The 22130-nt window shown below is 70.5% G+C and carries 20 protein-coding genes and 1 riboswitch; of the genes, 12 read left to right on the top strand and 8 right to left on the bottom strand.

Annotated features, from left to right (window positions below):
* Positions 1-14 precede the first annotated feature (14 nt).
* On the bottom strand, positions 15-1355 hold the full coding sequence (aroA, locus tag ACFVT5_RS31240) for a 3-phosphoshikimate 1-carboxyvinyltransferase (protein ID WP_389894882.1): 1341 nt from the start codon (positions 1353-1355) through the stop codon (positions 15-17).
* Positions 1356-1492: 137 nt separating this feature from the next.
* Positions 1493-2308, bottom strand: a complete 816-nt coding sequence (locus ACFVT5_RS31235; protein ID WP_389894880.1) for an SOS response-associated peptidase — start codon at positions 2306-2308, stop codon at positions 1493-1495.
* A gap of 49 nt (positions 2309-2357) precedes the next feature.
* On the opposite strand from ACFVT5_RS31235, the gene ACFVT5_RS31230 reads away from it, so the two are divergent.
* The 10 genes from ACFVT5_RS31230 (at position 2358) to ACFVT5_RS31185 (ending at position 12833) form a co-directional block, all read left to right on the top strand.
* On the top strand, positions 2358-3080 hold the full coding sequence (locus ACFVT5_RS31230; RefSeq protein WP_389894878.1) for a M50 family metallopeptidase: 723 nt from the start codon (positions 2358-2360) through the stop codon (positions 3078-3080).
* A 27-nt stretch (positions 3081-3107) separates the two neighbouring features.
* A complete protein-coding gene (locus ACFVT5_RS31225; RefSeq protein WP_389894876.1) occupies positions 3108-3740 on the top strand; it encodes an alpha/beta family hydrolase in 633 nt (210 codons plus the stop codon).
* A 301-nt stretch (positions 3741-4041) separates the two neighbouring features.
* Positions 4042-4722 carry an RNA polymerase sigma factor SigR gene (gene sigR, locus ACFVT5_RS31220; RefSeq protein WP_389895047.1) on the top strand — a complete coding sequence of 227 codons (681 nt, stop codon included), beginning with the start codon at positions 4042-4044 and terminating at the stop codon, positions 4720-4722.
* Positions 4719-5102, top strand: coding sequence for a mycothiol system anti-sigma-R factor (rsrA, locus tag ACFVT5_RS31215; protein WP_389894874.1), 384 nt, complete (start codon positions 4719-4721; stop codon positions 5100-5102). The genes sigR and rsrA overlap by 4 nt, the downstream gene beginning before the upstream one ends.
* A 192-nt stretch (positions 5103-5294) precedes the next feature.
* A complete protein-coding gene (locus tag ACFVT5_RS31210; RefSeq protein WP_389894872.1) occupies positions 5295-6749 on the top strand; it encodes an HD-GYP domain-containing protein in 1455 nt (484 codons plus the stop codon).
* Positions 6746-8050: an HD-GYP domain-containing protein gene (locus ACFVT5_RS31205; protein ID WP_389894870.1), complete on the top strand. Its 1305-nt coding sequence runs from the start codon at positions 6746-6748 to the stop codon at positions 8048-8050. The genes ACFVT5_RS31210 and ACFVT5_RS31205 overlap by 4 nt, the downstream gene beginning before the upstream one ends.
* Positions 8051-8231: 181 nt before the next feature.
* Complete coding sequence (locus ACFVT5_RS31200; RefSeq protein WP_389894868.1) at positions 8232-9224, top strand: tetratricopeptide repeat protein; 993 nt, start codon at positions 8232-8234, stop codon at positions 9222-9224.
* 157 nt (positions 9225-9381) lie between these two features.
* Entirely contained in the window at positions 9382-10032 is a 651-nt protein-coding gene (def, locus tag ACFVT5_RS31195) for a peptide deformylase (RefSeq protein ID WP_389894866.1), read from the top strand.
* 330 nt (positions 10033-10362) lie between these two features.
* The gene (cyc1, locus tag ACFVT5_RS31190; RefSeq protein WP_389894864.1) at positions 10363-11439 is read left to right on the top strand and encodes an epi-isozizaene synthase; all 1077 of its coding nucleotides are present in this window, start codon (positions 10363-10365) and stop codon (positions 11437-11439) included.
* Positions 11436-12833: a cytochrome P450 gene (locus tag ACFVT5_RS31185; protein WP_389894862.1), complete on the top strand. Its 1398-nt coding sequence runs from the start codon at positions 11436-11438 to the stop codon at positions 12831-12833. Before cyc1 ends, ACFVT5_RS31185 begins: the two co-directional genes overlap by 4 nt.
* A 64-nt stretch (positions 12834-12897) precedes the next feature.
* On the opposite strand, the gene ACFVT5_RS31180 is transcribed toward ACFVT5_RS31185, so the two are convergent.
* Positions 12898-13869, bottom strand: coding sequence for a helix-turn-helix domain-containing protein (locus ACFVT5_RS31180; RefSeq protein WP_389894860.1), 972 nt, complete (start codon positions 13867-13869; stop codon positions 12898-12900).
* Between the two features lie 93 nt (positions 13870-13962).
* Here ACFVT5_RS31180 and ACFVT5_RS31175 point away from each other — a divergent pair, with 93 nt between their 5' ends.
* Positions 13963-14127 carry a hypothetical protein gene (locus ACFVT5_RS31175; RefSeq protein WP_389894859.1) on the top strand — a complete coding sequence of 55 codons (165 nt, stop codon included), beginning with the start codon at positions 13963-13965 and terminating at the stop codon, positions 14125-14127.
* Positions 14128-14138: 11 nt separating this feature from the next.
* Here the strand turns inward: ACFVT5_RS31175 and ACFVT5_RS31170 are convergent, their stop codons facing one another.
* On the bottom strand, positions 14139-15167 hold the full coding sequence (locus tag ACFVT5_RS31170) for a ribonucleotide-diphosphate reductase subunit beta (RefSeq protein WP_389894857.1): 1029 nt from the start codon (positions 15165-15167) through the stop codon (positions 14139-14141).
* On the bottom strand, positions 15167-17554 hold the full coding sequence (locus ACFVT5_RS31165) for a ribonucleoside-diphosphate reductase subunit alpha (RefSeq protein WP_389894855.1): 2388 nt from the start codon (positions 17552-17554) through the stop codon (positions 15167-15169). Before ACFVT5_RS31165 ends, ACFVT5_RS31170 begins: the two co-directional genes overlap by 1 nt.
* Before the next feature lie 135 nt (positions 17555-17689).
* Positions 17690-17859, bottom strand: a riboswitch (cobalamin riboswitch).
* 63 nt (positions 17860-17922) lie between these two features.
* On the opposite strand from ACFVT5_RS31165, the gene ACFVT5_RS31160 reads away from it, so the two are divergent.
* Positions 17923-18720 carry a hypothetical protein gene (locus tag ACFVT5_RS31160; RefSeq protein WP_389894853.1) on the top strand — a complete coding sequence of 266 codons (798 nt, stop codon included), beginning with the start codon at positions 17923-17925 and terminating at the stop codon, positions 18718-18720.
* A gap of 28 nt (positions 18721-18748) precedes the next feature.
* On the opposite strand, the gene ACFVT5_RS31155 is transcribed toward ACFVT5_RS31160, so the two are convergent.
* The 3 genes from ACFVT5_RS31155 to ACFVT5_RS31145 all read right to left on the bottom strand — a co-directional run bounded on the left by ACFVT5_RS31155 (position 18749) and on the right by ACFVT5_RS31145 (position 22031).
* On the bottom strand, positions 18749-18949 hold the full coding sequence (locus ACFVT5_RS31155; protein WP_389894851.1) for a YbdD/YjiX family protein: 201 nt from the start codon (positions 18947-18949) through the stop codon (positions 18749-18751).
* Entirely contained in the window at positions 18949-21081 is a 2133-nt protein-coding gene (locus ACFVT5_RS31150; protein WP_389894849.1) for a carbon starvation CstA family protein, read from the bottom strand. Before ACFVT5_RS31150 ends, ACFVT5_RS31155 begins: the two co-directional genes overlap by 1 nt.
* Before the next feature lie 173 nt (positions 21082-21254).
* The gene (locus tag ACFVT5_RS31145; protein ID WP_389895045.1) at positions 21255-22031 is read right to left on the bottom strand and encodes a GntR family transcriptional regulator; all 777 of its coding nucleotides are present in this window, start codon (positions 22029-22031) and stop codon (positions 21255-21257) included.
* Positions 22032-22130 lie beyond the last annotated feature (99 nt).

Raw genomic sequence — 22130 nt, 5'->3', positions numbered from 1 at the left:
CGTCGTTCTGCCCGTCAGTTCCCGAGCATCCCGGTCCACAGATCGGGGAAGTCGGGCAGGGTCTTCGCGGTCGTCGCCACGTTCTCGATGACCACGCCGTCCACCACCAGACCGATCAGGGCACCCGCCGTCGCCATCCGGTGGTCGTCGTACGTGTGGAAGGTCCCGCCGTGCAGCGGGCGCGGGCGGATGTGCAGACCGTCGGCGGTCTCGGTGACATCGCCGCCCAGCTCGTTGATCTCCTTGGTCAGCGCCGCCAGCCGGTCCGTCTCGTGCAGCCGCAGATGCGCGACGCCGCGCAGCGTCGACGGGGAGTCCGCGAGGGCCGCGACCGCCGCGATGCCCGGGGTCAGCTCGCCCACCTCGCCGAGGTCGACGTCGATGCCGTGCACCTTGCCCGACCCGGTGAACACCAGTCCGTGCTCCGTCAGCTCACAGGAGCCGCCCATCGCGGTGAAGATCTCCCGCAACGCGTCACCCGGCTGAGTGGTGCGCTCGGGCCAGTCCGGGATGACCACCCGGCCGCCGGTCACCAGCGCCGCCGCCAGGAACGGCTGCGCGTTCGACAGATCCGGCTCCACCGTCAGGTCCATGCCGAGCAGGGCGCCGGGGGTGACCCGCCACACGTTGGGCTCGCCGCCCGACTCGGGGGTGTCAACCTGCGCCCCGGCCGCGCGCAGCATGTCGACCGTCATCCGGATGTGCGGCATCGACGGCAGCGTGCCCCCGACATGCCGTACCTCCACGCCCTGGTTGAAGCGCGGCCCGGACAGCAGCAGCGCGCTCACGAACTGCGAGGACGACGACGCGTCGATCTCCACGGCCCCGCCGTCCAGGGCGCCGCCACCGTGCACGGTCATGGGGAGCGCGCCGCGCCCGTCGTCGTCGATCCGGGCACCCAGCACCCGCAGCGCGTCGATCACACCGTTCAGAGGTCGCTCGTACGAGCGAGGGTCGCCGTCGAAACGGACGGGACCGTCGGCGAGTGCGGCGACCGGCGGCAGGAAGCGCATCACCGTGCCCGCGTTGCCGACGTCGACCGTCGCCGGGCCGTGCAGCCCCGCCGGAATCACCCGCCACGCCTCACCCGCGCCCTCCGGGGCGCCCGCTCCGGCCGAGCTGGACGACACCGTCTCCTCGATGCCCACGCCCATCGCGCGCAGCGCGCCCGCCATCAGCAGGGTGTCGCGCGAGCGCAGCGGGCGGCGCAGCCAGCCGGGCTCGGCCGCGAGCGCGGAGAGCACCAGGGCCCGGTTGGTGACCGATTTGGATCCGGGCACCTGCACCGTCGCGGCGACGGCTCCGCTCGCGTGCGGGGCGGGCCAGAGGGCGGTGGAGGCTGGGTTCACGGTCATGCCCTTCACTTTAGTGGCCGGTCACGACCGCAATTCCTGATCAGATAAGGCGAAACCCTGTCGAAACAGGTCTCTGATAGACGCCGTTCCGGACGTGGACGCCGCTGGACGCCGCTGGACGCCGTTCCGGACGCCTTTCAGAACAGGGTCTCCTCTTCCGGACCCGCCAGCTCCTTGAGCAGCTCCGCGCCGTTGTTGCGGACATTGCTCACGGCCGTCGACACCGGGTACGCCCGCATCAGCCCCTCCGGCGGCGGCGCCAGCAGGTCCCGCAGGTCGTCGGGGTCGGTGCGGGACGGGTCGAGCCAGGCGTCCCAGTGGTCGGGAGTGAGCATCAGCGGCATCCGGGGGTGGATCTCCGACAGCGTGTACGGGCCGTCGGCCGGGGCGACGGCCAGGGGAGTGGTCTCCGCCTCCGTCGTGATCACCGAACACGTCACCCACCACGCCAGCGGATGGTCGTCCGGCAGCGTACGGTCCCGCCAGAACTCGTACAGGCCCGCCATCGCGAACACCGAACCGTCCGCCGGAGTGACGAAGTACGGCTGCTTGCGTGGGCGCTTCTTCTTGCCCTCGACCTCCAGCTCCCGCTCGTCGGTGCCGGTCACCCACTCGTAATAGCCGTCGGCCGGGATGACGCAGCGCCGCGAGGTGAAGGCCCGGCGGTACGACGGCTTCTCGTGCACGGTCTCCGCGCGCGCGTTGATCATCCGGGCCGCGCCCTCGGGGCTCTTCGCCCAGGACGGGACCAGGCCCCACTTCAGTTTCCGCAGCTGGCGAACCGGACGCGGGTCCCCGGCGTCTTTCACCGGACGGTCGAGGACGGCGTAGACCTCCTTCGTCGGCGCCACGTTCCAGTCCGGGGCCAGGGTCTCCTCCGGCTCCCACTTCTCGATCTCAAAGATTCCTACGAGATCCTCGGGCCTACGACTCGCCGCATACCGTCCGCACATACGTGCCACACTGCCAGACCGCCACCCCGTTGAGGGAGCCGCCCGCCCCATGAACACCCTCGCCACCGCCGGCCTCACCGACCTCTGGGACCGTGTCTTCGGCACCCAGCCCGACCCGGACACCTGGGTGGTCGTCGCCACCGCGGTCGCCGCGCTCGCCGTGACCGTCCCGCATGTCGTCTGGCGGCTCTCCCGCAACGCCATCACCATCGCCCACGAGGGCGGCCACGGGCTCATAGCCCTGGTCACCGGGCGCCGCCTCGACGGCATCCGGCTGCACTCGGACACCTCGGGCCTGACCGTCAGCCGGGGCAAGCCGACCGGTATCGGCATGATCCTCACCGCCGCCGCCGGATACACCGCGCCCCCGCTGCTCGGCCTCGGCGGCGCCGCACTGCTCGCCGCCGGGCACATCACCGCGCTCCTGTGGCTGGCGACCCTGCTGCTCGTCGTGATGTTGGTGATGATCCGCAACGCGTACGGCGCCCTCACCGTCGTCGTCGCGGGCGGCACCTTCCTGCTGGTGTCCTGGCTCGCCGGACCCCAGGTACAGGCCGCCTTCGCGTACGCCGTGGTGTGGTTCCTGCTGCTCGGCGGGGTACGGCCCGCCTTCGAACTCCAGCGGAAGCGGCGGCACGGCGGCGCCGGCGACTCCGACGCGGACCAGCTGTCCCGGCTCACCCATGTGCCCGCCGGGATGTGGCTGTTCCTCTTCCACGCCGTGTCCCTGTGCTCGCTGATAGGCGGCGGGCGCTGGATGCTCGGGCTCTGAGCCCCGGCCGCGCGGCAGGATGGGTACGTGACCCGTACCGAGAATGTCGACACCGACGCCGGAATCGCCCGTATCACCTGGCATCCGGCGCGCGCGGCCCGTCTCGTGCTCGCCCTCGGCCATGGCGCGGGCGGTGGCATCGAGGCCCGTGACCTGGTGGCCCTGGCCGCCGCGCTGCCCGCGCACGGGGTGAGCGTCGCGCTGGTCGAGCAGCCGTGGCGGGTGGCGGGCAAGAGGCTCGCGCCCGCGCCGAAGACGCTGGACGTCGGCTGGCGCGGCGTGTGGCCCGCGCTGATGAAGTCCGGCCCGCCGGTGGTCGCCGGTGGGCGCAGCGCCGGGGCCCGCGTCGCCTGTCGTACGGCGTCGGAGCTGGGCGCCCGTGCCGTGCTCGCGCTCAGTTTCCCGCTGCACCCGCCGGGCAGGCCCGAGAAGTCCCGCGCGGACGAGCTGCTCGGCGCCGGGGTCCCGACCCTCGTCGTCCAGGGCGGCAACGACCCCTTCGGCCGCCCCGCCGAGTTCCCTGCGGGGCCGTACGAGCTGGCCGAGGTGCCGGAGGCCGACCATTCCTTCGCGGTCCCCAAGCGGGCGGCTCTGACGCAGGACGAGACGCTACGGCTCCTGACGGACACGGTCACGCACTGGGCCGGGTCCCTGACGTGACGTGACCGGAGGGTGATCTCACCCACACTTCACGGGGCGTTCACCGTCGGCGACTGCGGGCTCGTGGGGGAATTCCGGGGCCCATGACGCTGTTGTGTGGAGCAGACGGTACAGACGTTCGTACGAGAGGAATGGCCGCATGGGTTCGACCATCTGCCCCAGGCGTAGCAGCGCCACCGCGCTGGAGTGGTCCGTGCTGCGCTCGGTGGGGGGAGCTGATCGACCGGCCCTGACCACGCGAGGTCGACTATCCTCCGATTCGAGTGGGACCGGTTTCGGTCCTGCCGTGTCGCTGGAGGAGGTGGGTCCGGTCACTGGGACCGACGCAGGGACCGAACACGGCCAGGCGGAGCAGCCCGAAGGAACACCGGAGGAGACTACGTCCGAGCGCAACGCCCGCTTCGAGCGGGACGCCCTGGGCTTCCTCGACCAGATGTACTCGGCGGCACTGCGCATGACGCGCAACCCCGCCGACGCCGAGGACCTGGTACAGGAGACCTACGCGAAGGCGTACGGCTCGTTCCACCAGTTCCGCGAGGGCACCAACCTCAAGGCGTGGCTCTACCGGATCCTCACGAACACCTTCATCAACTCGTACCGCAAGAAGCAGCGCGAGCCGCAGCGCAGTGCCGCCGAGGAGATCGAGGACTGGCAGCTCGCGCGCGCGGAGTCGCACATGTCGACGGGGCTGCGCTCCGCCGAGTCGCAGGCGCTCGACCACCTGCCCGACTCGGATGTGAAGTCCGCGCTCCAGGCGATCCCCGAGGAGTTCCGCATCGCCGTGTATCTCGCGGACGTAGAGGGCTTTGCGTACAAGGAGATCGCGGACATCATGGGTACACCCATCGGCACGGTGATGTCCCGGCTGCACCGGGGCCGTCGTCAACTGCGCGGCATGCTTGAGGACTACGCGCGTGACCGCGGACTGGTCCCGGCCGGTGCCGGCGGGGAGTCGAACGAAGCGAAAGGCTCGGGGTCATGAGTTGCGGAGAGCCGCACGAGACGGACTGCGCTGAAGTCCTCGACCATCTCTACGAGTTCCTGGACCGGGAGATGCCCGACAGCGACTGCACCAAGTTCGAGACGCACTTCGAGGAGTGCTCTCCGTGCCTGGAGAAGTACGGCCTCGAACAGGCCGTGAAGAAGCTGGTCAAGCGGTGCTGCGGCCATGACGACGTACCGAGCGACCTGCGCGCCAAGGTGATGGGCCGGATCGACATGATCCGGTCCGGGGAGAGCGTGTGCGACCAGGACGTCACCGCTCAGGACGTCACCGCCCGGGATGCCACGGTCCGGGATGCCACCGCCCGGGACGTCACGTCCCCCGCCCGGGACATCACGGCCTCCGCCGAGGGCGCCTGACCCACCCCGGGCGGACCGCGCCAACCGGCGCGACGCACCGTCACTCGAAGGTGCTAATCCGCCCCCGGGAAACCCGGCGAATCCGCCGATGCCGCCCCCGCGCCTTCCCGCCCGTTCTATTCTCCGGAGCCTGAACGGGCGTGCCCGGCCCCTGAGTTGGCCGGGCGAGGGGACTCCAGCGGAGGAGAGCGCATGCGGTCGGTACCGGTGTCGGCCCGCGCCTACATCCTCTGCGCCGGCCTCGGAGCCCTTCTCTGCGCGGCCCCCGCCCTCACCCCGCACACGCCCTGGGCCGCCGTCACCCTGCTCGCCCTTCTGTACGCGGGCTGCGAGCAGGTGCCGCGCTGCCGGTTCGTCGGCCGCCACGCGCCCCAGGGCATGGGCACCTTCTTCCCCGTGCTGCTCGCCGGGGCGTTCCTGCTGCCGCCCGGCGCCGCCGCGCTCGTCGCCGTACCCGGAGCCCTGCTCGCCCGGATCGACCGGCCGCCCGCCCGGCTGCGGCGCGGCTGGCACGCGGCCCAACTCGCCCTCGCCACCTGGGCGACGGCGCACGCGTACCGGCTGGTCGGCGGGCCCGCCGCGCTCGCCGCGGACGATCTCGCGGGCGGCGGCCCGCACGCGGCACCCGCCTTCCCGTACGCCCTGGTACCCGCCGGCGCCGCCGTGCTGGTGTTCTGCGCGGTACTGACCGTCCTCGACGGCGGGATCCTCGTCGTCGCCGAACGCGTTCCGCCGCGGTCCGCCTGGCGCGGGCTCTTCCCGCGCTGCCTCGCGCCGGTCGCCGTGCACGGGCTCGCCGGGCTGATGATGGCGGTGCTGTGGCGCAGCCCGTACGGGCCGTTCGCCGCGCTGCTCGTGCTGCTGCCGATGTACATCTCCTGCTGGGTGTTCGCGCAGTACCACCGCGAGCGCGCCGCCCACCAGGCCACCATCCGCGCGCTGGTGCAGGCCGTCGACCTCAAGGACGGCTACACACGCGGCCACAGCGAACGCGTCGGCCGCGCCTCCGTGCTGATCGCCCGTGAACTCGGCCTGGCCGACGAGCGCGTGGAGGCGCTGCGCTTCGCCGGCATCCTGCACGACGTCGGCAAACTCGGCGTCCCCACCCGGCTGTTGCGCAAGGACGGACCGCTGACCCCCGAGGAACGCCGGGTCATCGAGCTGCATCCCGAGTACGGGCACGAGATGGTGCGCGGCATCGGCTTCCTCGGCGAGGCGCGTGCCGCGATCCTGCACCACCACGAACGCCTCGACGGCACCGGCTACCCCTACGGTCTGTCGGGCCGTCAGATCCCGGAGTTCGCCCGGGTGGTGGCCGTCGCGGACGCGTTCGACGCGATGACGTCGACCCGCTCCTATCAGCGCGCCCGCCCGGTCGAGACGGCCGTGACCGAACTGGAGCGGTGCGCGGGCACGCAGTTCGACCCCCGGATGGTGGGGGCGCTGATCCGCGCGCTCGACCGGCACGGCTGGCATCCCACGGTCACCGCCGACGGTCCGGACGGCGGTTCGGACGGCGGACCACACGGCAGTGCGGGTGAGGGTACGGGCGCCGGGCCGGGCGGCGGTTCGCGTGTCGGGTCCGGAAATCTGCCGGGCGTACCGGCCGCCCGGTCCGGGGCGTCCCATGCCGAAAGCCCCTCATGAGCCGAAAACCCCCCACGAAAGGGCCTCCGCGCGAGGGCGAAGGCACCAGCGCCACCGGCCGGGCCACCCTCGCACTGCTGCACTGCGGCGCCGGCACCCTCAGCGCCGTCGCGGTCGCCTCGACCCTCTGGCACGGCGTCGACCAGCGCGGCGCCGCCCTCGCCTTCGGACTGCTCATCGCGCTCGGCGAGGCCGCCCGCTGGGGCGGCCCGGCGGACGGCGAACGCGAACCCGCGCCGCTGGCCGCCGCCGGGGCCCTCGCCTACGCGCTGCTTGGTGAGAACGCGGGCCTGCCCACCCACCACGGCGTCCTCCAGGTCACCGCCGTCGCCGTCGCCGGTGGTCTCATCGGCTCCGTCCCGCATGTCGCCGCCGGTCGGGGACCCTCGCTCGACCACATGACGCGCCGCGTCCTCACCGTCGGATTCGCCGCCGCCTGCTTCCAACCCCTCTACAACGCGGGCACGTTGCACGCAATCCTGCCCCCGGGTCCTGGATACGCGCTGTGGCTCGTCTGCGTCCTCGTTCTCACCGCGCTCTGCGACGCCGTGCTCGCCGCCGCCTCGGCCCGCGCCCGTACCGGCTGGCCGTTCGGACCGCTGCTGCGGGACGAGCTGCGCGCCATGCTCGGCGTCGGGTCCGCGGTGTGCGCGTCCGGCGTGGTCATGGCGCTCGCCGTCGCCGTCGCGGGGCTGTGGGCGCTGCCCGTCTTCTCGCTGCCGCTGCTGCTCACCCAGCTCTCCTTCCGCCGGTACGCGGCCGTACGCACCACCTACCGGCAGACCATCACCTCGCTGGCCCGCGCCACCGAGATCGCCGGATACACCCCCCAGGGGCATGCCCGCAGGGTCGCCGTACTCAGCCGGGCCGTCGGCCGTGAGCTGGGCCTGTCCGAACCCGATCTGACCGTCCTGGAGTACGCGGCCCTGATGCACGACATCGGACAGCTCTCGCTCGTCGACCCGGTGCCCTCGGGCGCCACCGCCCTGCTGCCCGAGGCCGAGCAGCGGCGTATCGCGCTGCTCGGCGGCGCCGTCGTCCGGCAGACCGGCGTGGACGCCGCGGTCGCCGTCGTCGTGGAACACCAGGCGGACCCCTATCGCGAGCAGCCGCTGACCGCCCGTATCGTGCGAGCGGCGAACGCGTACGACGAGATGGTGCGCGACGAGGGGCCCGGGGGTCCGCTCACGGCCCTGGAACGGCTGCGCCTGGCCACCGGCCACGACTACCAGCCCGAGGTGGTGGAGTCGCTGGCCCGGGTACTGGCCCGGGGCGGTCTTACGCTGCCCTCCACTGGGTAACCCATGGGTAATGAGCGGCCGTCCGACCGTCCGTGGTTGGATGCGAAGGAACGGTTCGACGAGCGGTTCGGCACGAAACGGTTCGACAACAGATGAGAAGGGTGTCCGGGGACACCGCCCACGGCGGTGTCGGGGTGGGGAAGGAATCCGCGCCCCCCGGTGAGGACGGCAGGCGGGAATCGTGAGGATCTTCGGCAAGGGACGGCACCGACCCTCCGCCTCATGGCGGCAGGCCACGGACCGCGCGTTCACACTCATCGGCGACGGACGGTACGAGGACGCGGGCGCGCTCCTGACCCGGGCCGCCGATCTCGAACCCTGGCTGTCCGAGTCCTGGTTCAATCTCGCGCTGCTGCACAAGTTCCGGCACGACTGGGAGCAGGCGCGCGCCGCCGGTCTGCGGGCCGTCGCGCTGCTCGACCGCGAGACCGGCGCTCCCGACTGGTGGAACGTGGGCATCGCGGCCACCGCACTCCAGGACTGGCCGCTGGCCCGCCGCGCCTGGCAGGCGTACGGCCTGCGGGTGCCCGGCAGCCGCCCGGGGCAGGGCGGATCCCTGGGTGAACCGTCCGGGATGGACCTGGGCAGCGCGGCCGTACGCCTGTCGCCCGAAGGTGAGGCCGAGGTCGTCTGGGGCCGACGCCTGGACCCGGCCCGGATCGAGGTCCTGTCGATCCCGCTGCCGTCATCGGGCCGCCGCTGGGGCGAGGTCGTCCTGCACGACGGCGTCCCGCACGGCGAGCGGACCACGGCCGTCGGGCACTCCTACCCCGTCTTCGACGAGATCGAGCTGTGGGCTCCCTCACCCGTGCCCACCTGGGTCGTCCTCCTGGAGGCCGACGACGAGGAGGACCGGGACGCCCTGGAGACGCTCGCGGCCGACGCCGGATTCGCCGCCGAGGACTGGTCGTCGTCCGTGCGGCTGCTGTGCCGGATGTGCTCCGAGAGCCGGATGCCCAGCGACGAGGGCGACGGGGAACACCTCGACCCGCACGACCACAGCGAGCCGGGCCACCCCGGGCCGCTCGGCCACCGCACGGACGGGCAGCAGTGGGTGCCCGAGCGCGAGTGCGGCATCGCGGCGCCCGCGTCCCTGGTGCGCGGCCTCCTCGACAGCTGGGTCGCGGACAGCCCGGACTCCCGGGACTGGCGCGATCTCGAAGAGGTCTGCTGACTCCGTAGAAGCACCTCGTGGAAGCACCTCGTAGGGGCACCTCGTGGGGCACTCCGTCAGGGCCGGGGGACGGGGAACCGGCGGAGGCCGGGTGCCGGGCGCCGTAAGGTGTACGGGCATCACGATTCGAAGGTTTCCAGGAAGGCATACCGCGGAGATGGCGCAGCAGGACACCGAACAGGCACCGGCCGGGGTGCTCCCCGTGGACGACGAGGGCTTCGTCATCGACACGCAGGACGGCGAGGAGCGCGAGGCGGCCTACGTGGAGCGCGGCACGTCCCGCCCGATCACCGTCGTGGGCAACCCGGTGCTGCACAAGGAGTGCCGGGACGTCACGGTCTTCGACGACGAGCTGGAGCGGCTGGTCGCCGACATGTTCGCCAGTCAGCGGACCGCCGAGGGCGTGGGCCTGGCCGCCAACCAGATCGGCGTCGACCTGAAGGTCTTCGTCTACGACTGCGGGGACGACGAGGGCGCACGGCACGTGGGCGTGGTGTGCAACCCGGTGCTGACGGAGCTGCCCGCCGACCAGCGCCGCCTGGACGACTCGAACGAGGGCTGTCTGTCCGTGCCGACCGCCTACGCGGAGCTGGCCCGGCCCGACTACGCGGAGGTGACCGGACAGGACGAGAAGGGCCACCCGGTCAAGGTCCGCGGCACCGGCTACTTCGCGCGCTGCCTCCAGCACGAGACGGACCACCTGTACGGCTATCTCTACATCGACCGGCTCTCCAAGCGGGACCGCAAGGACGCGCTGCGGCAGATGGCCGAGGGCACTCCGCGCTACCCCGTCGTCCCCAACGACTGAGTGGCTGACTACCATCTGACAGGACGACAACTGGGCCTGGTGGCACGGTAGTTGCTCCCGAGCATCCCTGTGACATGACAGCGGCGCCCCTCCGGGAACGGCTTCCGGAAGGGCGCCGCGGCCGTGTGCGGGGAAGGATCAGGTCACTGATGATCCAAAATCAGTCACTTAAGGGGACGTTCCAGGCGCCCTGGGGTAGTGAATGGAGCAAATCTGTTCCCTGAACGGTCAGTTGTAGTGCTGAATGGAAAGCGCGGGGATACGCAACGGCGCGCGCCCGGCACAGCGGAAGGGGTGTCCGCGCATCAGGCAGCTGAGAGGGGTTTGTTCGTGCCTGCTTTCCCACACGGCACCACACCGACACAGACTGCGGTCCCACCGGCGCTCTCGCTTCCGGTGATCGAGGGTGCATTTCCTCGTCAACTGCATCCGTATTGGCCCAAACTTCAGGAGAACACCAGGGACTGGCTACTCGAAAAACGTTTGATGCCGCCCGACAAGGTCGCGCGGTACGCGGACAACCTGCGGTACACGGATCTGATGGCCGGGTACTACATGGAAGCACCGGACGACGTCCTCCAGGCCATCGCCGACTACAGTGCGTGGTTCTTCGTCTGGGACGACCGGCACGACCGTGACGTCGTGCACGGCCGGCCCGAGGCGTGGCGGGAGCTGTGTGTGCTGCTGCACGCGGCACTGGAGTCACCCCGGCGCCATCTGCACCACGAAGATCCCCTGGTCGCGGGCTTCGCGGACAGCATGGTGCGGTTGTACTCGTTCCTGGGCGAGAGCTGGAACGCCCGTTTCGCACGGCACTTCCACGATGTGATCGAGGCGTACGACCAGGAGTTCAGGAACCGGACGACCGGACGGGTGCCCGCGGTCAAGGAGTATCTGGAGCTGCGCAGGTTGACCTTCGCGCACTGGATATGGCTCGACCTCCTTGAGCCGACCGCGCGGTACGAAATACCGGAGAGTGTCCGCGAACATTCCGCGTACCGGCGGGCCGCACTCGCCTGCCAGGATTTCGCGGCCTGGTACAACGACCTCTGTTCGCTGCCCAAAGAACTCGCGGGCGACGAATACCACAACCTCGGAATCAGTCTCATTCAGCACGAGGGAATGACACTGGAAGAGGCAGTCGTCGAAGTGCACCACAGGGTGACAGGCTGCATTTCCGAATTCTTGGCGGCGGAAGAGGAAGTGAGCCTTTTCGCGGACGAGTTGGCGGACGGCACCCAGCGCGGCGACGCCCTGGCGGCAGCCGTGCGGCTGAACGTCTCGAATATGCGGAACTGGTTCAGTTCCGTGTACTGGTTCCACCACGAGTCCGGTCGGTACCGGGTCGACAGCTGGGACGACCGGTCCACACCGCCCTACATCAGCGATCAGGCAGGTGAGGAATGAGCGTCGAATCCACCCTCTCCACCACGGCGGGCCCCGACCGGGAACCGCCACCGCCGCCCTACGCCCGGGGCGGCGCACCGCTGCTCGGGCACGCCTGGAATCTGGCGCGCGACCCGCTGGCCTTCGTGGCCGGGCTGCGCGACAGCGGCGATCTGGTCCGGATCAAGCTGGGCCCCAAAACGGCGTACGCGGTGTGCGATCCGGATCTTGTCGCGACGCTCCTCAAGAGTCCCGACTTCGCGGTCGGCGGCGCCCTGTGGGACACCATGGAAATCCTTCTGGGCAAGGGCGTGGCGACCAGTAACGGGTCGCTGCACCGGCGCCAGCGCCGGATGATCCAGCCCGCCTTCCGGCCGGACCGCATCGCCGACCACGCGGCCGTCATGGAGGAGGAGGCACAGGCCATGGCGGGCCGCTGGGGCGCCGGCGACACCGTCGACATCGCCGACGAGGTGTTCCGCACGGCGGTACGGATCGTGGCGCGGTCGCTGCTCCAGGTCGACTCGATCGACGAGCGCGCGGACCGGCTCAGCAGCTCGCTGCACGAGGTGTTCGGCGGGCTGTACCGGCGGATGATCCTTTCCGTCGGGCCGTTCTACAAACTGCCGCTTCCTGCCAATCGGCGTTTTGCGCACGCATTGGCCGATCTGCACCGGCTTGTCGACGAGATCATCGCCGAACGGCGCGCTTCGGGCGCCGATCCCGGGGATCTGCTGTCGGCATTGCTCGCGGCAAAGGACGAGAATGGTGAAACGCTCAACGAGCAAGAGGTTCATGACCAAGCGGTCTCGCTCCTCGTGGCCGGTGCGGAAAACGTCGCCTCGACCCTCACGTGGACCTTCCACTTGCTCAGCGAGCACCCCGAAGAGGAAAACCGGCTCTGCGCGGAGGTGGCGGCCGTCGTCGGTGACGGACCGGTCACTTTCGGCTCACTGCCGAAGCTGACGCACACGCGCAATGTCATCACCGAGGCGATGCGGATACGGCCCGGTGTATGGATTCTGACGCGCCGCGCGATGGCCGATACCGAACTGGGCGGGTATCGCATTCCGGCCGGGGCGGACATCGTCTACAGCCCCTATGCGATGCAGCGGGATCCACGTTCATTCGTGCGGCATCTGGACTTCGATCCGGACCGCTGGATGCCCGAACGGGCAGGTGACGTGGGGCAGTCGGCGATGATGCCGTTCAGCGTCGGTAACCGCAAGTGTCCCGGTGACCACTTCAGTCTCGCGGAGATGGCGATCATCCTGACGACGGTGACGCGGCGCTGGCGGCTGCGGGTACTGCCGGAAACCGACTCGACCCCTCGGATAGGCATCACGCTTCAGCCAAAGAGGCTGCGGCTCCGGGCAGAGGCTCGGGCAGAGGTCCCGGGGGCCGGTCCGGCCTGAGCCCGTCGCTGATTCCGCCGGACCCTCGCCGCAGTGGTTGGGTCCGGTGGAATGGGTGACGGGCTCAGTGGGCGGTCAGAGCGCTCGGACCCCGGAACGTGCGGCGGTACGCGTGCGGGGTCGTGTTCAGTACCCGGAGAAAGTGGTGACGCAACGTCGCGGCGTTGCCGAATCCCGAGCGGCCGGCGATCGAGTCCACCGTGTCGTCGGTGCCCTCCAGCAACTCCTGTGCCAGCAGCACCCGTTGGCGCAGCAGCCAGCGGTACGGCGTCGTCCCGGTCTCCTGCTGGAATCGCCGCGCGAACGTCCGTGGCGCCATGTGGGCCCGCTCCGCCAGCTCCTCCACCGTGACCGCCCGGTCGAGATGCCGCCCCATCCAGGCCAGGACCTCGCCGACGGTGTCGCACGGCCCGTCCGGCACCGGACGCTCGATGTACTGGGCCTGCCCGCCGTCCCGGTGCGGCGGCACCACCATCCGCCGGGCGAGCGCGTTGGCCACCTCGGACCCGTGCTCCTGCCGGATGATGTGCAGGCACGAGTCGATCCCGGCGGCCGACCCCGCCGAGGTGATGACGGTGCCCTCGTCCACGTACAGCACATCGCGTTCCACCCGGGCGCGCGGATGCCGTACGGCGAGTTCGTCCGCGTGCCGCCAGTGCACGGCGCAGCGCCGGCCGTCGAGGAGTCCGGCGGCGCCGAGTACGAAGACGCCGGAGCACACCGACATCACCCGCGCGCCCCGCTCGGTCGCCCGGCGCAGCGCGTCGAGCAGCTCCGGGGGATACGTACGGGCGGTGTCCGTACCCGCCGGGGTGACCGCGATCAGGTCGGCCGTCTCCAGGCGTTCGAGGCCGTGCGGCACATGCAGGCTGAACCCGGCGTGCGTCGACAGGACCGGGCCCTCGGCCGACGCCACCGCGAAGTCGTACACCGGCAGTCCCTGGTCACTGCGGTCGAGGCCGAACACCTCGCACACCACGCCGAGTTCGAAGGGATGCACCCCGTCGAGCAGGACCGCGACCACGTTTTTCAGCATGCCGGACAGTCTGCCGCAGCGGTGGCAGTAAATCGAGGGTGTATGACAATTCTGCCACTGCCGGTGGGGTCGGGATCGCGGCACAGTAGCGGCATGAACGCACTCCTGGACTACCTGACCGTCGGCGCCGTCTTCCTCCTCCTGCTCGCGCCCTCCGCCTACGGCTTCCTGCACGAACGCCGGATCGACCGCCAGCTCCGAGGGGCGGAACGGTCCGGCACCGAAGCACCGGACCGCTCCCTCCACCTGGCCGCGTAACCTCCGGCGGCCTAGAACTCGTCGTCGAACGACACCGAGCCCTCCACCGCCACCTGGTACGCGGACGGGCGTCGCTCGAAGAAGTTCGTCAGCTCCTGGACACCCTGGAGTTCCATGAACGAGAACGGGTTCTGCGAGCCGTACACCGGGGCGAACCCGAGCCGCTGCAACCGCTGGTCGGCGACGCACTCCAGGTACTGCCGCATCGACTCGGTGTTCATGCCCGGCAGTCCCTCGCCGCACAGGTCGCGGCCGAACTGCAACTCGGCCTCGACCGCCTCCTTGAGCATCGCGGTGACCTGCTCCTGGAGCCGGTCGTCGAAGAGGTCCGGCTCCTCCTTGCGTACGGTGTCGACCACCTCGAACGCGAACGACATGTGCATCGTCTCGTCACGGAACACCCAGTTGGTGCCCGTCGCCAGACCGTGCAGCAGCCCGCGCGAGCGGAACCAGTAGACGTACGCGAAGGCCCCGTAGAAGAACAGGCCCTCGATGCAGGCCGCGAAGCAGATCAGGTTGAGCAGGAACCGGCGCCGGTCGGAGCGGGACTCCAGCTGGTCCAGCTTCTCGACCGAGTCCATCCACTTGAAGCAGAACTCGGCCTTCTCACGGATCGACGGGATGTTCTCGACCGCCGCGAAGGCCGCCGTCCGGTCGTCCGGGTCGGGCAGATAGGTGTCCAGGAGCGTCAGATAGAACTGGACGTGCACGGCCTCCTCGAACAACTGCCGGCTCAGGTACAGCCGCGCCTCGGGGGAGTTGATGTGCTTGTACAGCGTGAGCACCAGGTTGTTCGCCACGATCGAGTCGCCCGTCGCGAAGAAGGCGACCAGGCGTCCGATCATGTGCTGCTCACCGGGCGACAGCTTCGCGAGGTCGGCGACGTCCGAGTGGAGGTCGACCTCCTCGACGGTCCAGGTGTTCTTGATCGCGTCCCGGTAGCGCTCGTAGAAGTCCGGGTACCGCATGGGCCGGAGCGTCAGCTCGAACCCCGGGTCCAGCAGGTTCTTCTCGGCGGCGGGTTCAGAAGCGGTGGTCATTACTGGCATGCCTCGCAGGACTCGGGGTTCTCCAGGGAGCAGGCGACCGCGTCCGCGTCGGGCGCCGGCTGCTGTACGGGGATGGGGGCGGTGGCCTGGGCGGCGCGGGCGATCCGGGTCGCCGGGCGCGACCGCAGGTAGTACGTCGTCTTCAGCCCCCGCTGCCACGCGTACGCGTACATCGAGCTGAGCTTCCCGATGGTCGGCGTCTGAAGGAACAGGTTCAGGGACTGCGACTGGTCGAGGAACGGGGTGCGGTCCGCCGCCATGTCGATGAGGCCGCGCTGCGGGATCTCCCACGCCGTGCGGTACAGCTCCCTGACGTCGGCGGGGATCCACGCGAAGCCCTGGACCGAGCCGCTGGCGTCGCGCAGCGCCTCACGGGTGCGCGCGTCCCACACCCCGAGCCGCTTCAGGTCCTCCACCAGATAGGCGTTGACCTGGAGGAACTCCCCGCTCAGCGTCTCGCGCTTGAAGAGGTTGGAGACCTGCGGCTCAATGCACTCGTACACCCCGGCGATGGACGCGATGGTCGCGGTCGGCGCGATGGCGAGGAGCAGTGAATTACGCATCCCGGTCGTGGCGATACGTTCCCGCAGGGCCGTCCAGCGCTCGGGCCAGGTCAGTTCGGCACCGTAGTGGTCGGGGTGCAGCACCCCGCGCGCGGTGCGTGTCTTCTCCCAGGCAGGGAGGGGGCCGCTCCGCTCGGCGAGGTCCGCCGACGCCTCGTACGCGGCGAGCATGATCCGCTCGGCGATCCGGGTGGACAGGGCGCGGGCGGCGGCCGAGTCGAAGGGCAGCCGCAGGCGGAAGAAGACGTCCTGGAGGCCCATCGCGCCGAGGCCCACCGGGCGCCACTTGGCGTTGGAACGGCCGGCCTGCTCGGTCGGGTAGTAGTTGATGTCCACGACCCGGTCCAGGAAGGTCACGGCGGTCCGTACCGCGTCGTCCAGGCGCTCCCAGTCGATGCCGTCGCCGGAGCCCGGCGTGACGAACGCGCCCAGGTTGACCGAGCCGAGGTTGCAGACGGCCGTCTCGCCGTCGTCGGTGACCTCAAGGATCTCCGTGCACAGATTCGAGGAGTGCACGGTGTGGCCGGGCTCGGCGGTCTGGTTCGCGGTGCGGTTGGCGGCGTCCTTGAAGGTCATCCAGCCGTTGCCGGTCTGCGCGAGGGTGCGCATCATCCGGCCGTACAGGTCCCGCGCGGGGATCGTCTTCCTCGCCAGGCCCGCGGCTTCGGCGGCTTTGTACGCGGTGTCGAACGCGTCGCCCCACAGGTCGACCAGTTCGGGCACGTCGGCCGGCGAGAACAGCGACCAGGGGGCGTCGGCGGCGACCCGGCGCATGAACTCGTCGGGGATCCAGTGCGCGAGGTTGAGATTGTGGGTGCGCCGGGCGTCCTCGCCGGTGTTGTCCCGCAGTTCGAGGAACTCCTCGATGTCGGAGTGCCAGGTCTCCAGGTAGACCGCCGCCGCGCCCTTGCGCCGGCCGCCCTGGTTCACGGCGGCCACGGAGGCGTCGAGGGTTTTCAGGAACGGGACGATGCCGTTGGAGTGGCCGTTGGTGCCGCGGATCAGCGAACCCCGGGCGCGCACCCGGGAGTAGGAGAGGCCGATACCGCCCGCGTGCTTCGACAGGCGGGCCACCTGGTGGTAGCGGTCGTAGATGGAGTCCAGCTCGTCCAGGGGGGAGTCCAGGAGATAGCAGGACGACATCTGCGGGTGGCGGGTACCGGAGTTGAAGAGCGTGGGGGAGGAGGGAAGGTAGTCGAGGCGGCTCATCAGACCGTAGAGCGCGGCGACCTCGTCCACCGCGCGGGCGCTGTCGTCCTCGGCGAGTCCGGACGCGACGCGCAGCATGAAGTGCTGCGGGGTCTCGACCACCTTCCGGGTGATCGGGTGCCGCAGCAGATAGCGGCTGTGCAGGGTGCGCAGCCCGAAGTAGCCGAAGCGGTCGTCCGCGTGGACGTCGATCAGCGCGTCGAGACGCTTCGCGTGCAGGGTGACGAACGCGGCCGTGCGGTCCGCGATCAGGCCCTCGCGGTGACCGGTCGCGACCGAGTCCGAGAAGGAGCGCACGCCCTGCGACGCGGCTTCCTCGGCGATGCCGATGGTGAGCAGCCGGGCGGCGAGCCGGGAGTAGACCGGGTCCTCGGAGATGAGACCGGCGGCCGACTCGGTCGCCAGCTCCCGCAGTTCGGCACGGTCCGCGCGGGCGGAGCGTCCCCGGAGCGCGGCGGCGGCGACGCGTCCCGGGTCGGCGCCGGGAAGGTCGGCCGTCAGGGCGGTCAGGGTGCGCAGCAGCGCGGCACCGGGACCGTCGTCCGCCGGAACAGTCGCATTCACCGGAACGGTCACTGAGGCCGGATCGGCTGGCGCGATGGTCACGTGAAGCTCTCCCTCGCTCGGCTCTGGGCCTCGGACGGGGGAGCGGGGCACGCGGACGTGGCCGCGTGCGGCGGCGCGCCGCGTCCACCGACCCATTCCTCGGGGCCCGGACGTCATGTCGGTACCCGGACCGGTCGGACCGGGTACGCCGTCGGCAGGTCATCGGACTCACGGGTGCGCGAATGCGGACCAGTACACCGTTGCGGGACAGTTCCGGACTTGCACCGGATTCCCCTGCGGCGACAGCGAGCATGAGCATACATCTTGTGCCGGGTCCGGGAAGCACCCCCACATGTTGTGTCGGATAGAGTCCCGGAGGCCAGGAACTGACGGCGTGGGGAGGGCCTGTGGGGGCACGGAGACGGCCCGTGGCGGCCCTTGTGGCGGCGCTCGCACTGTCCATGACGGCGGCGGCCTGCGGGGGCGGCGAGCGGCCCGTGGGAGGCGCCGGGGCGGCACGGACGACGCCCGGCGCGGCTGCCGGCACCGCCCCCGGAGCGGACGCTTCCGCCGACCCGGAACGCGTCTTCACGGACACGGAGTTGGCCGGCGCGCTCGTCCCGCGAGCGGAGTTCGCCCGGGGCCTGAAGGCGTACGACGACGGCCCCCGCGAGGGCTGGTTCGACGCGAACCCCGCATACCGGCCCGGCGTCTGGTCGGAGTGCGCCCAGCAGCACCCCGGGCCCCGGATCACCGCGTACCGCGAGGAGTTGCCGGAGTACCGGGGGAGCAGCGCGCGTGACGCGGCCGTCGCCTGGGCGCGGCCCGAGGACGCGGGGGAGCCGGGTGCGGCGCCCGATGCGCTGGTGATCCAGCGGCTGATCTCGATGCCCGTGCGGGACGCCGGACGCTATCTGCGGCTCCAGTACGACCTGTACGCGTACTGCGCGGCGTACGACGCCGACTCGAACGGGGCCGCCACGCCCGTGCGGCACGAGGTGCGGCGGCTGGGCGGACTGGGCGACGAGGCGATCCTGGTCCGCGAGGAGACCCTGGGCACCGACGGCACCGGGCCCCGGTACACGGTGTGGGCCCGGGTCGGCACGGTGCTGCTCGGCGTCGGCGAGGCCACCGGCGAGGAGAAGGCGAAGCGCTGGGCGGCCCTGGTGGCGCGGCGCGTCGCACAGCGCTTGTACGACATGCCCGCGCCACCGGGTACCGGGTGACGACTTCCCACGCGCCGCCGGGGTGCGGTCAGCAGCAGCGGAACCCCTGTCGGGGGTCCGCCTCCTGACGGTCCGTCCGCTCCCGTTCGAAGGTTCGCCGGGACGGCGCGGGCGCGTCCGGATGGTCTTTCCGTACGTGTGCGACATACCGGTCGTACGCTGACTCGTCCGTCAACTCCCGTACGTACCACCGCATCCAGCGCAGTACCCGCACTCCGCGCACCAGCATCACGGCACCCGCTCCGCTTCCGCCGCCAGCTCCAACTTCTCCTGGGGAGTGGCGAACAGGCCGTCCGGGGCGACCAGCTTGGACTCGACGTACGGTGTCTCGCTGAGCCGGCTCGCCTCAGGGTTACGGATGTGCCGGACGCAGACCCATGCCGCGTCGGCGATCACGATCACGATGAGCAGCGCGAGGGCGGCCGTGAGGACGCCGTCCACGGTGGAGTTGGTGACCACCGTGTGCATGTCGTCCATGGTCTTGGCGGGCGGCAGGACCTTGCCCGCGTCGATGCCGTCCTGGTAGTTCGCGCGCTGCTGGAAGAAGCCCACCCGCGGATCGCTGGAGAACACCTTCTGCCAGCTCGCGGTGAGCGTCACCGTCGCGTCCCAGATCAGCGGAACCCCGGTCACCCAGGCCCACTTGAGCCGACCGGACTTCACCAGGAGGGTCGTGCAGACGGCGAGCGCGACGGCCGCGAGGAGCTGGTTGGCGATACCGAAGACCGGGAAGAGCTGGTTGATCCCGCCCAGCGGCTCGTGCACGCCGACCCAGAGGAAGTAGCCCCACAGCGCCACCACGATCGCGCTGGTCAGGACGAGCCCCGGCTTCCAGCTTATGTTGCGGAACGGCTTGTACACATTGCCGAGCATGTCCTGGAGCATGAAGCGGCCCACGCGCGTACCGGCGTCCAGGGCGGTCAGGATGAAGAGCGCCTCGAACATGATCGCGAAGTGGTACCAGAACGCCCGCAGTCCGTCCCCGGTCACCTTCGAGAAGATCTCCGAGACGCCGACCGCGAGCGTCGGGGCACCGCCGGTGCGGGACAGCAGCGACTCTTCCTCGACGGCCTTGGCGGCGGCGGCCAGGTCCTCCGGCGAGATCGTGTAGCCGAACCCGGCGACCGCCTGCGACGCGGACTGCACCGAGTCGCCGATGACCCCGGCCGGCGCGTTCATCGCGAAGTACAGCCCGGGGTCGATGATGCAGGCCGCGATCAGGGCCATCACGGCCACCGATGACTCCATCAGCATCGACCCGTATCCGATCATCCGGATCTGGGACTCCTTCTGGATCATCTTCGGTGTGGTGCCCGAGGAGATCAGCGCGTGGAAGCCCGACAGGGCGCCGCAGGCGATGGTGATGAAGACGAACGGGAACAGCGAGCCCGCGAAGACCGGGCCGTCACCGCGCGAGGCGAACTCCGTGACCGCGTCCATCTTCAGCGTCGGCAGCGAGAAGACCACACCGAGCGCGAGCAGCGCGATCGTGCCGATCTTCATGAAGGTGGAGAGGTAGTCGCGCGGCGCCAGCAGCATCCACACGGGCAGTACCGAGGCGACGAACCCGTACACCACCAGGCAGATCACCAGCGTGGACGGGGCCAGTGTGAACGCCTCGGCCCAGGACGACTCGGCGACCCAGCGGCCCGCGACGAGCGCCAGGAGCAGCAGCGCGATACCGATCAGCGAGACCTCGCTGACCCGGCCGGGGCGCAGCACCCGCAGATAGAAGCCCATCAGCAGGGCGATCGGTACGGTCATCGCGATGGAGAAGGTGCCCCAGGGCGACTCGGCGAGCGCGTTCACGATCACCAGGGCCAGTACCCCGAGCAGGATGATCATGATGGCGAAGGCGGCGAGCAGCGCGGCGGCGCCGCCGAACGGGCCGATCTCCTCACGGGCCATCTGGCCCAGGGAACGCCCGTCGCGCCGGGTCGAGCAGAACAGGACGACCATGTCCTGCACGGCTCCCGCGAAGATCACCCCCGCGACGATCCAGATGGTGCCGGGCAAGTACCCCATCTGTGCGGCGAGTACGGGTCCGACCAGTGGTCCCGCGCCCGCGATGGCGGCGAAGTGATGACCGAGCAGGACGCGCCGGTCGGTGGGGTGGAAGTCGATGCCGTTGTCGAGCCGTTCGGCGGGCGTCGCCCGGGTTCGGTCGACCTTCAGAACGCGGCGCGCGATGAACTTCGCGTAGAAGCGGTAGGCGATGGCGTACGAGCCGAGTGCCGCCGCCACCATCCAGGCCGCCGACACGTCCTCGCCCCGGGAGAGGGCGAGGACGGCCCAGCCGGTGGCACCGACCAGGGCGACGAGTATCCAGACGACGACGGTCCGGGGAGAAGTGCTACGCACGGTGGGGGTCCTCCCGTCCAAGATGAGACGGAAGGACCGTAGGACAGGAAGAGGACCCGCGCCACACCGCGCACCGAACCGGCCGTGGCGAAAGGCCGGTTGGCGGACACCCTCCGGTCAGCCGGTCAGCCGGTCAGCCGGTCAGCCGGTCATCGGGTCGGTCAGTCGGTCGGTCAGTCCGTGGGCCGCTTCAGTCGGGCCACGAACTTGTACCGGTCGCCGCGGTACACCGACCGCACCCACTCCACCGGGCGGTCCTCGCCGTCCAGCGAGTGCCGCGACAGCATCAGCATCGGCAGCCCCACGTCCGTACCGAGCAGACCCGCCTCGCGCGGGGTCGCGAGCGAGGTCTCGATGGTCTCCTCGGCCTCCGCGAGATGCACGTCGTACACCTCGGCGAGGGCCGTGTAGAGCGAGGTGTACTTGACCAGCGAGCGGCGCAGCGCGGGGAAGCGCTTCGCCGAGAGATGGGTGGTCTCGATCGCCATCGGCTCCCCGCTGGCCAGGCGCAGCCGCTCGATCCGCAGCACCCGCCCGCCCGCCGAGATGTCGAGCAGCCCGGCCAGGGTGTCGTCGGCCGTGATGTACCCGATGTCCAGGAGTTGCGAGGTCGGCTCCAGGCCCTGGGCCCTCATGTCCTCGGTGTACGAGGTGAGTTGGAGTGCCTGGGACACCTTCGGCTTGGCAACGAAGGTGCCCTTGCCCTGGATGCGTTCGAGCCGGCCCTCGACGACCAGTTCCTGAAGCGCCTGACGGACCGTCGTACGCGAAGTGTCGAATTCGGCGGCGAGGGTGCGCTCGGGTGGTACAGGTGTGCCCGGGGGCAGAGTTTCGGTCATGTCGAGCAAATGCCGCTTGAGCCGGTAGTACTTGGGTACGCGCGCGGTGCGGCCCGCTGTCGCCGCGTCCGCCGTCGCGGACGTGCCCACCTCGGTCGTCTCGCCGGCCATCGTCCGCCTTCCCGGCTCCTGTGCTGCTGCCGTCACCGGCTCCTCCGTCTGTCGCGGCTCACATCGTGGCACGGCGCGAACTGAGGGAGCCTCGCGCCC

It is taken from the genome of Streptomyces sp. NPDC058001, from assembly GCF_042886315.1.
Lineage (GTDB): Bacteria > Actinomycetota > Actinomycetes > Streptomycetales > Streptomycetaceae > Streptomyces.
The sequence above is the reverse complement of the archived record's forward strand: the minus strand, read 5'-3'. Positions and strand labels throughout refer to the sequence as shown.

What these genes read in the sequence shown, in the direction of transcription:
- ACFVT5_RS31210 (WP_389894872.1), top strand. Translation starts at nt 5,295, where the DNA reads ATGCGGTCGGTACCGGTGTCGGCCCGCGCCTACATCCTCTGCGCCGGC.
- ACFVT5_RS31175 (WP_389894859.1), top strand. Translation starts at nt 13,963, where the DNA reads ATGAACGCACTCCTGGACTACCTGACCGTCGGCGCCGTCTTCCTCCTC.
- ACFVT5_RS31180 (WP_389894860.1), bottom strand. Translation starts at nt 13,869, where the DNA reads ATGCTGAAAAACGTGGTCGCGGTCCTGCTCGACGGGGTGCATCCCTTC.
- ACFVT5_RS31205 (WP_389894870.1), top strand. Translation starts at nt 6,746, where the DNA reads ATGAGCCGAAAACCCCCCACGAAAGGGCCTCCGCGCGAGGGCGAAGGC.
- rsrA (WP_389894874.1), top strand. Translation starts at nt 4,719, where the DNA reads ATGAGTTGCGGAGAGCCGCACGAGACGGACTGCGCTGAAGTCCTCGAC.
- ACFVT5_RS31170 (WP_389894857.1), bottom strand. Translation starts at nt 15,167, where the DNA reads ATGACCACCGCTTCTGAACCCGCCGCCGAGAAGAACCTGCTGGACCCG.
- ACFVT5_RS31230 (WP_389894878.1), top strand. Translation starts at nt 2,358, where the DNA reads ATGAACACCCTCGCCACCGCCGGCCTCACCGACCTCTGGGACCGTGTC.
- aroA (WP_389894882.1), bottom strand. Translation starts at nt 1,355, where the DNA reads ATGACCGTGAACCCAGCCTCCACCGCCCTCTGGCCCGCCCCGCACGCG.
- ACFVT5_RS31155 (WP_389894851.1), bottom strand. Translation starts at nt 18,949, where the DNA reads ATGCTGGTGCGCGGAGTGCGGGTACTGCGCTGGATGCGGTGGTACGTA.
- ACFVT5_RS31235 (WP_389894880.1), bottom strand. Translation starts at nt 2,308, where the DNA reads ATGTGCGGACGGTATGCGGCGAGTCGTAGGCCCGAGGATCTCGTAGGA.
- def (WP_389894866.1), top strand. Translation starts at nt 9,382, where the DNA reads ATGGCGCAGCAGGACACCGAACAGGCACCGGCCGGGGTGCTCCCCGTG.
- ACFVT5_RS31185 (WP_389894862.1), top strand. Translation starts at nt 11,436, where the DNA reads ATGAGCGTCGAATCCACCCTCTCCACCACGGCGGGCCCCGACCGGGAA.
- ACFVT5_RS31145 (WP_389895045.1), bottom strand. Translation starts at nt 22,031, where the DNA reads ATGGCCGGCGAGACGACCGAGGTGGGCACGTCCGCGACGGCGGACGCG.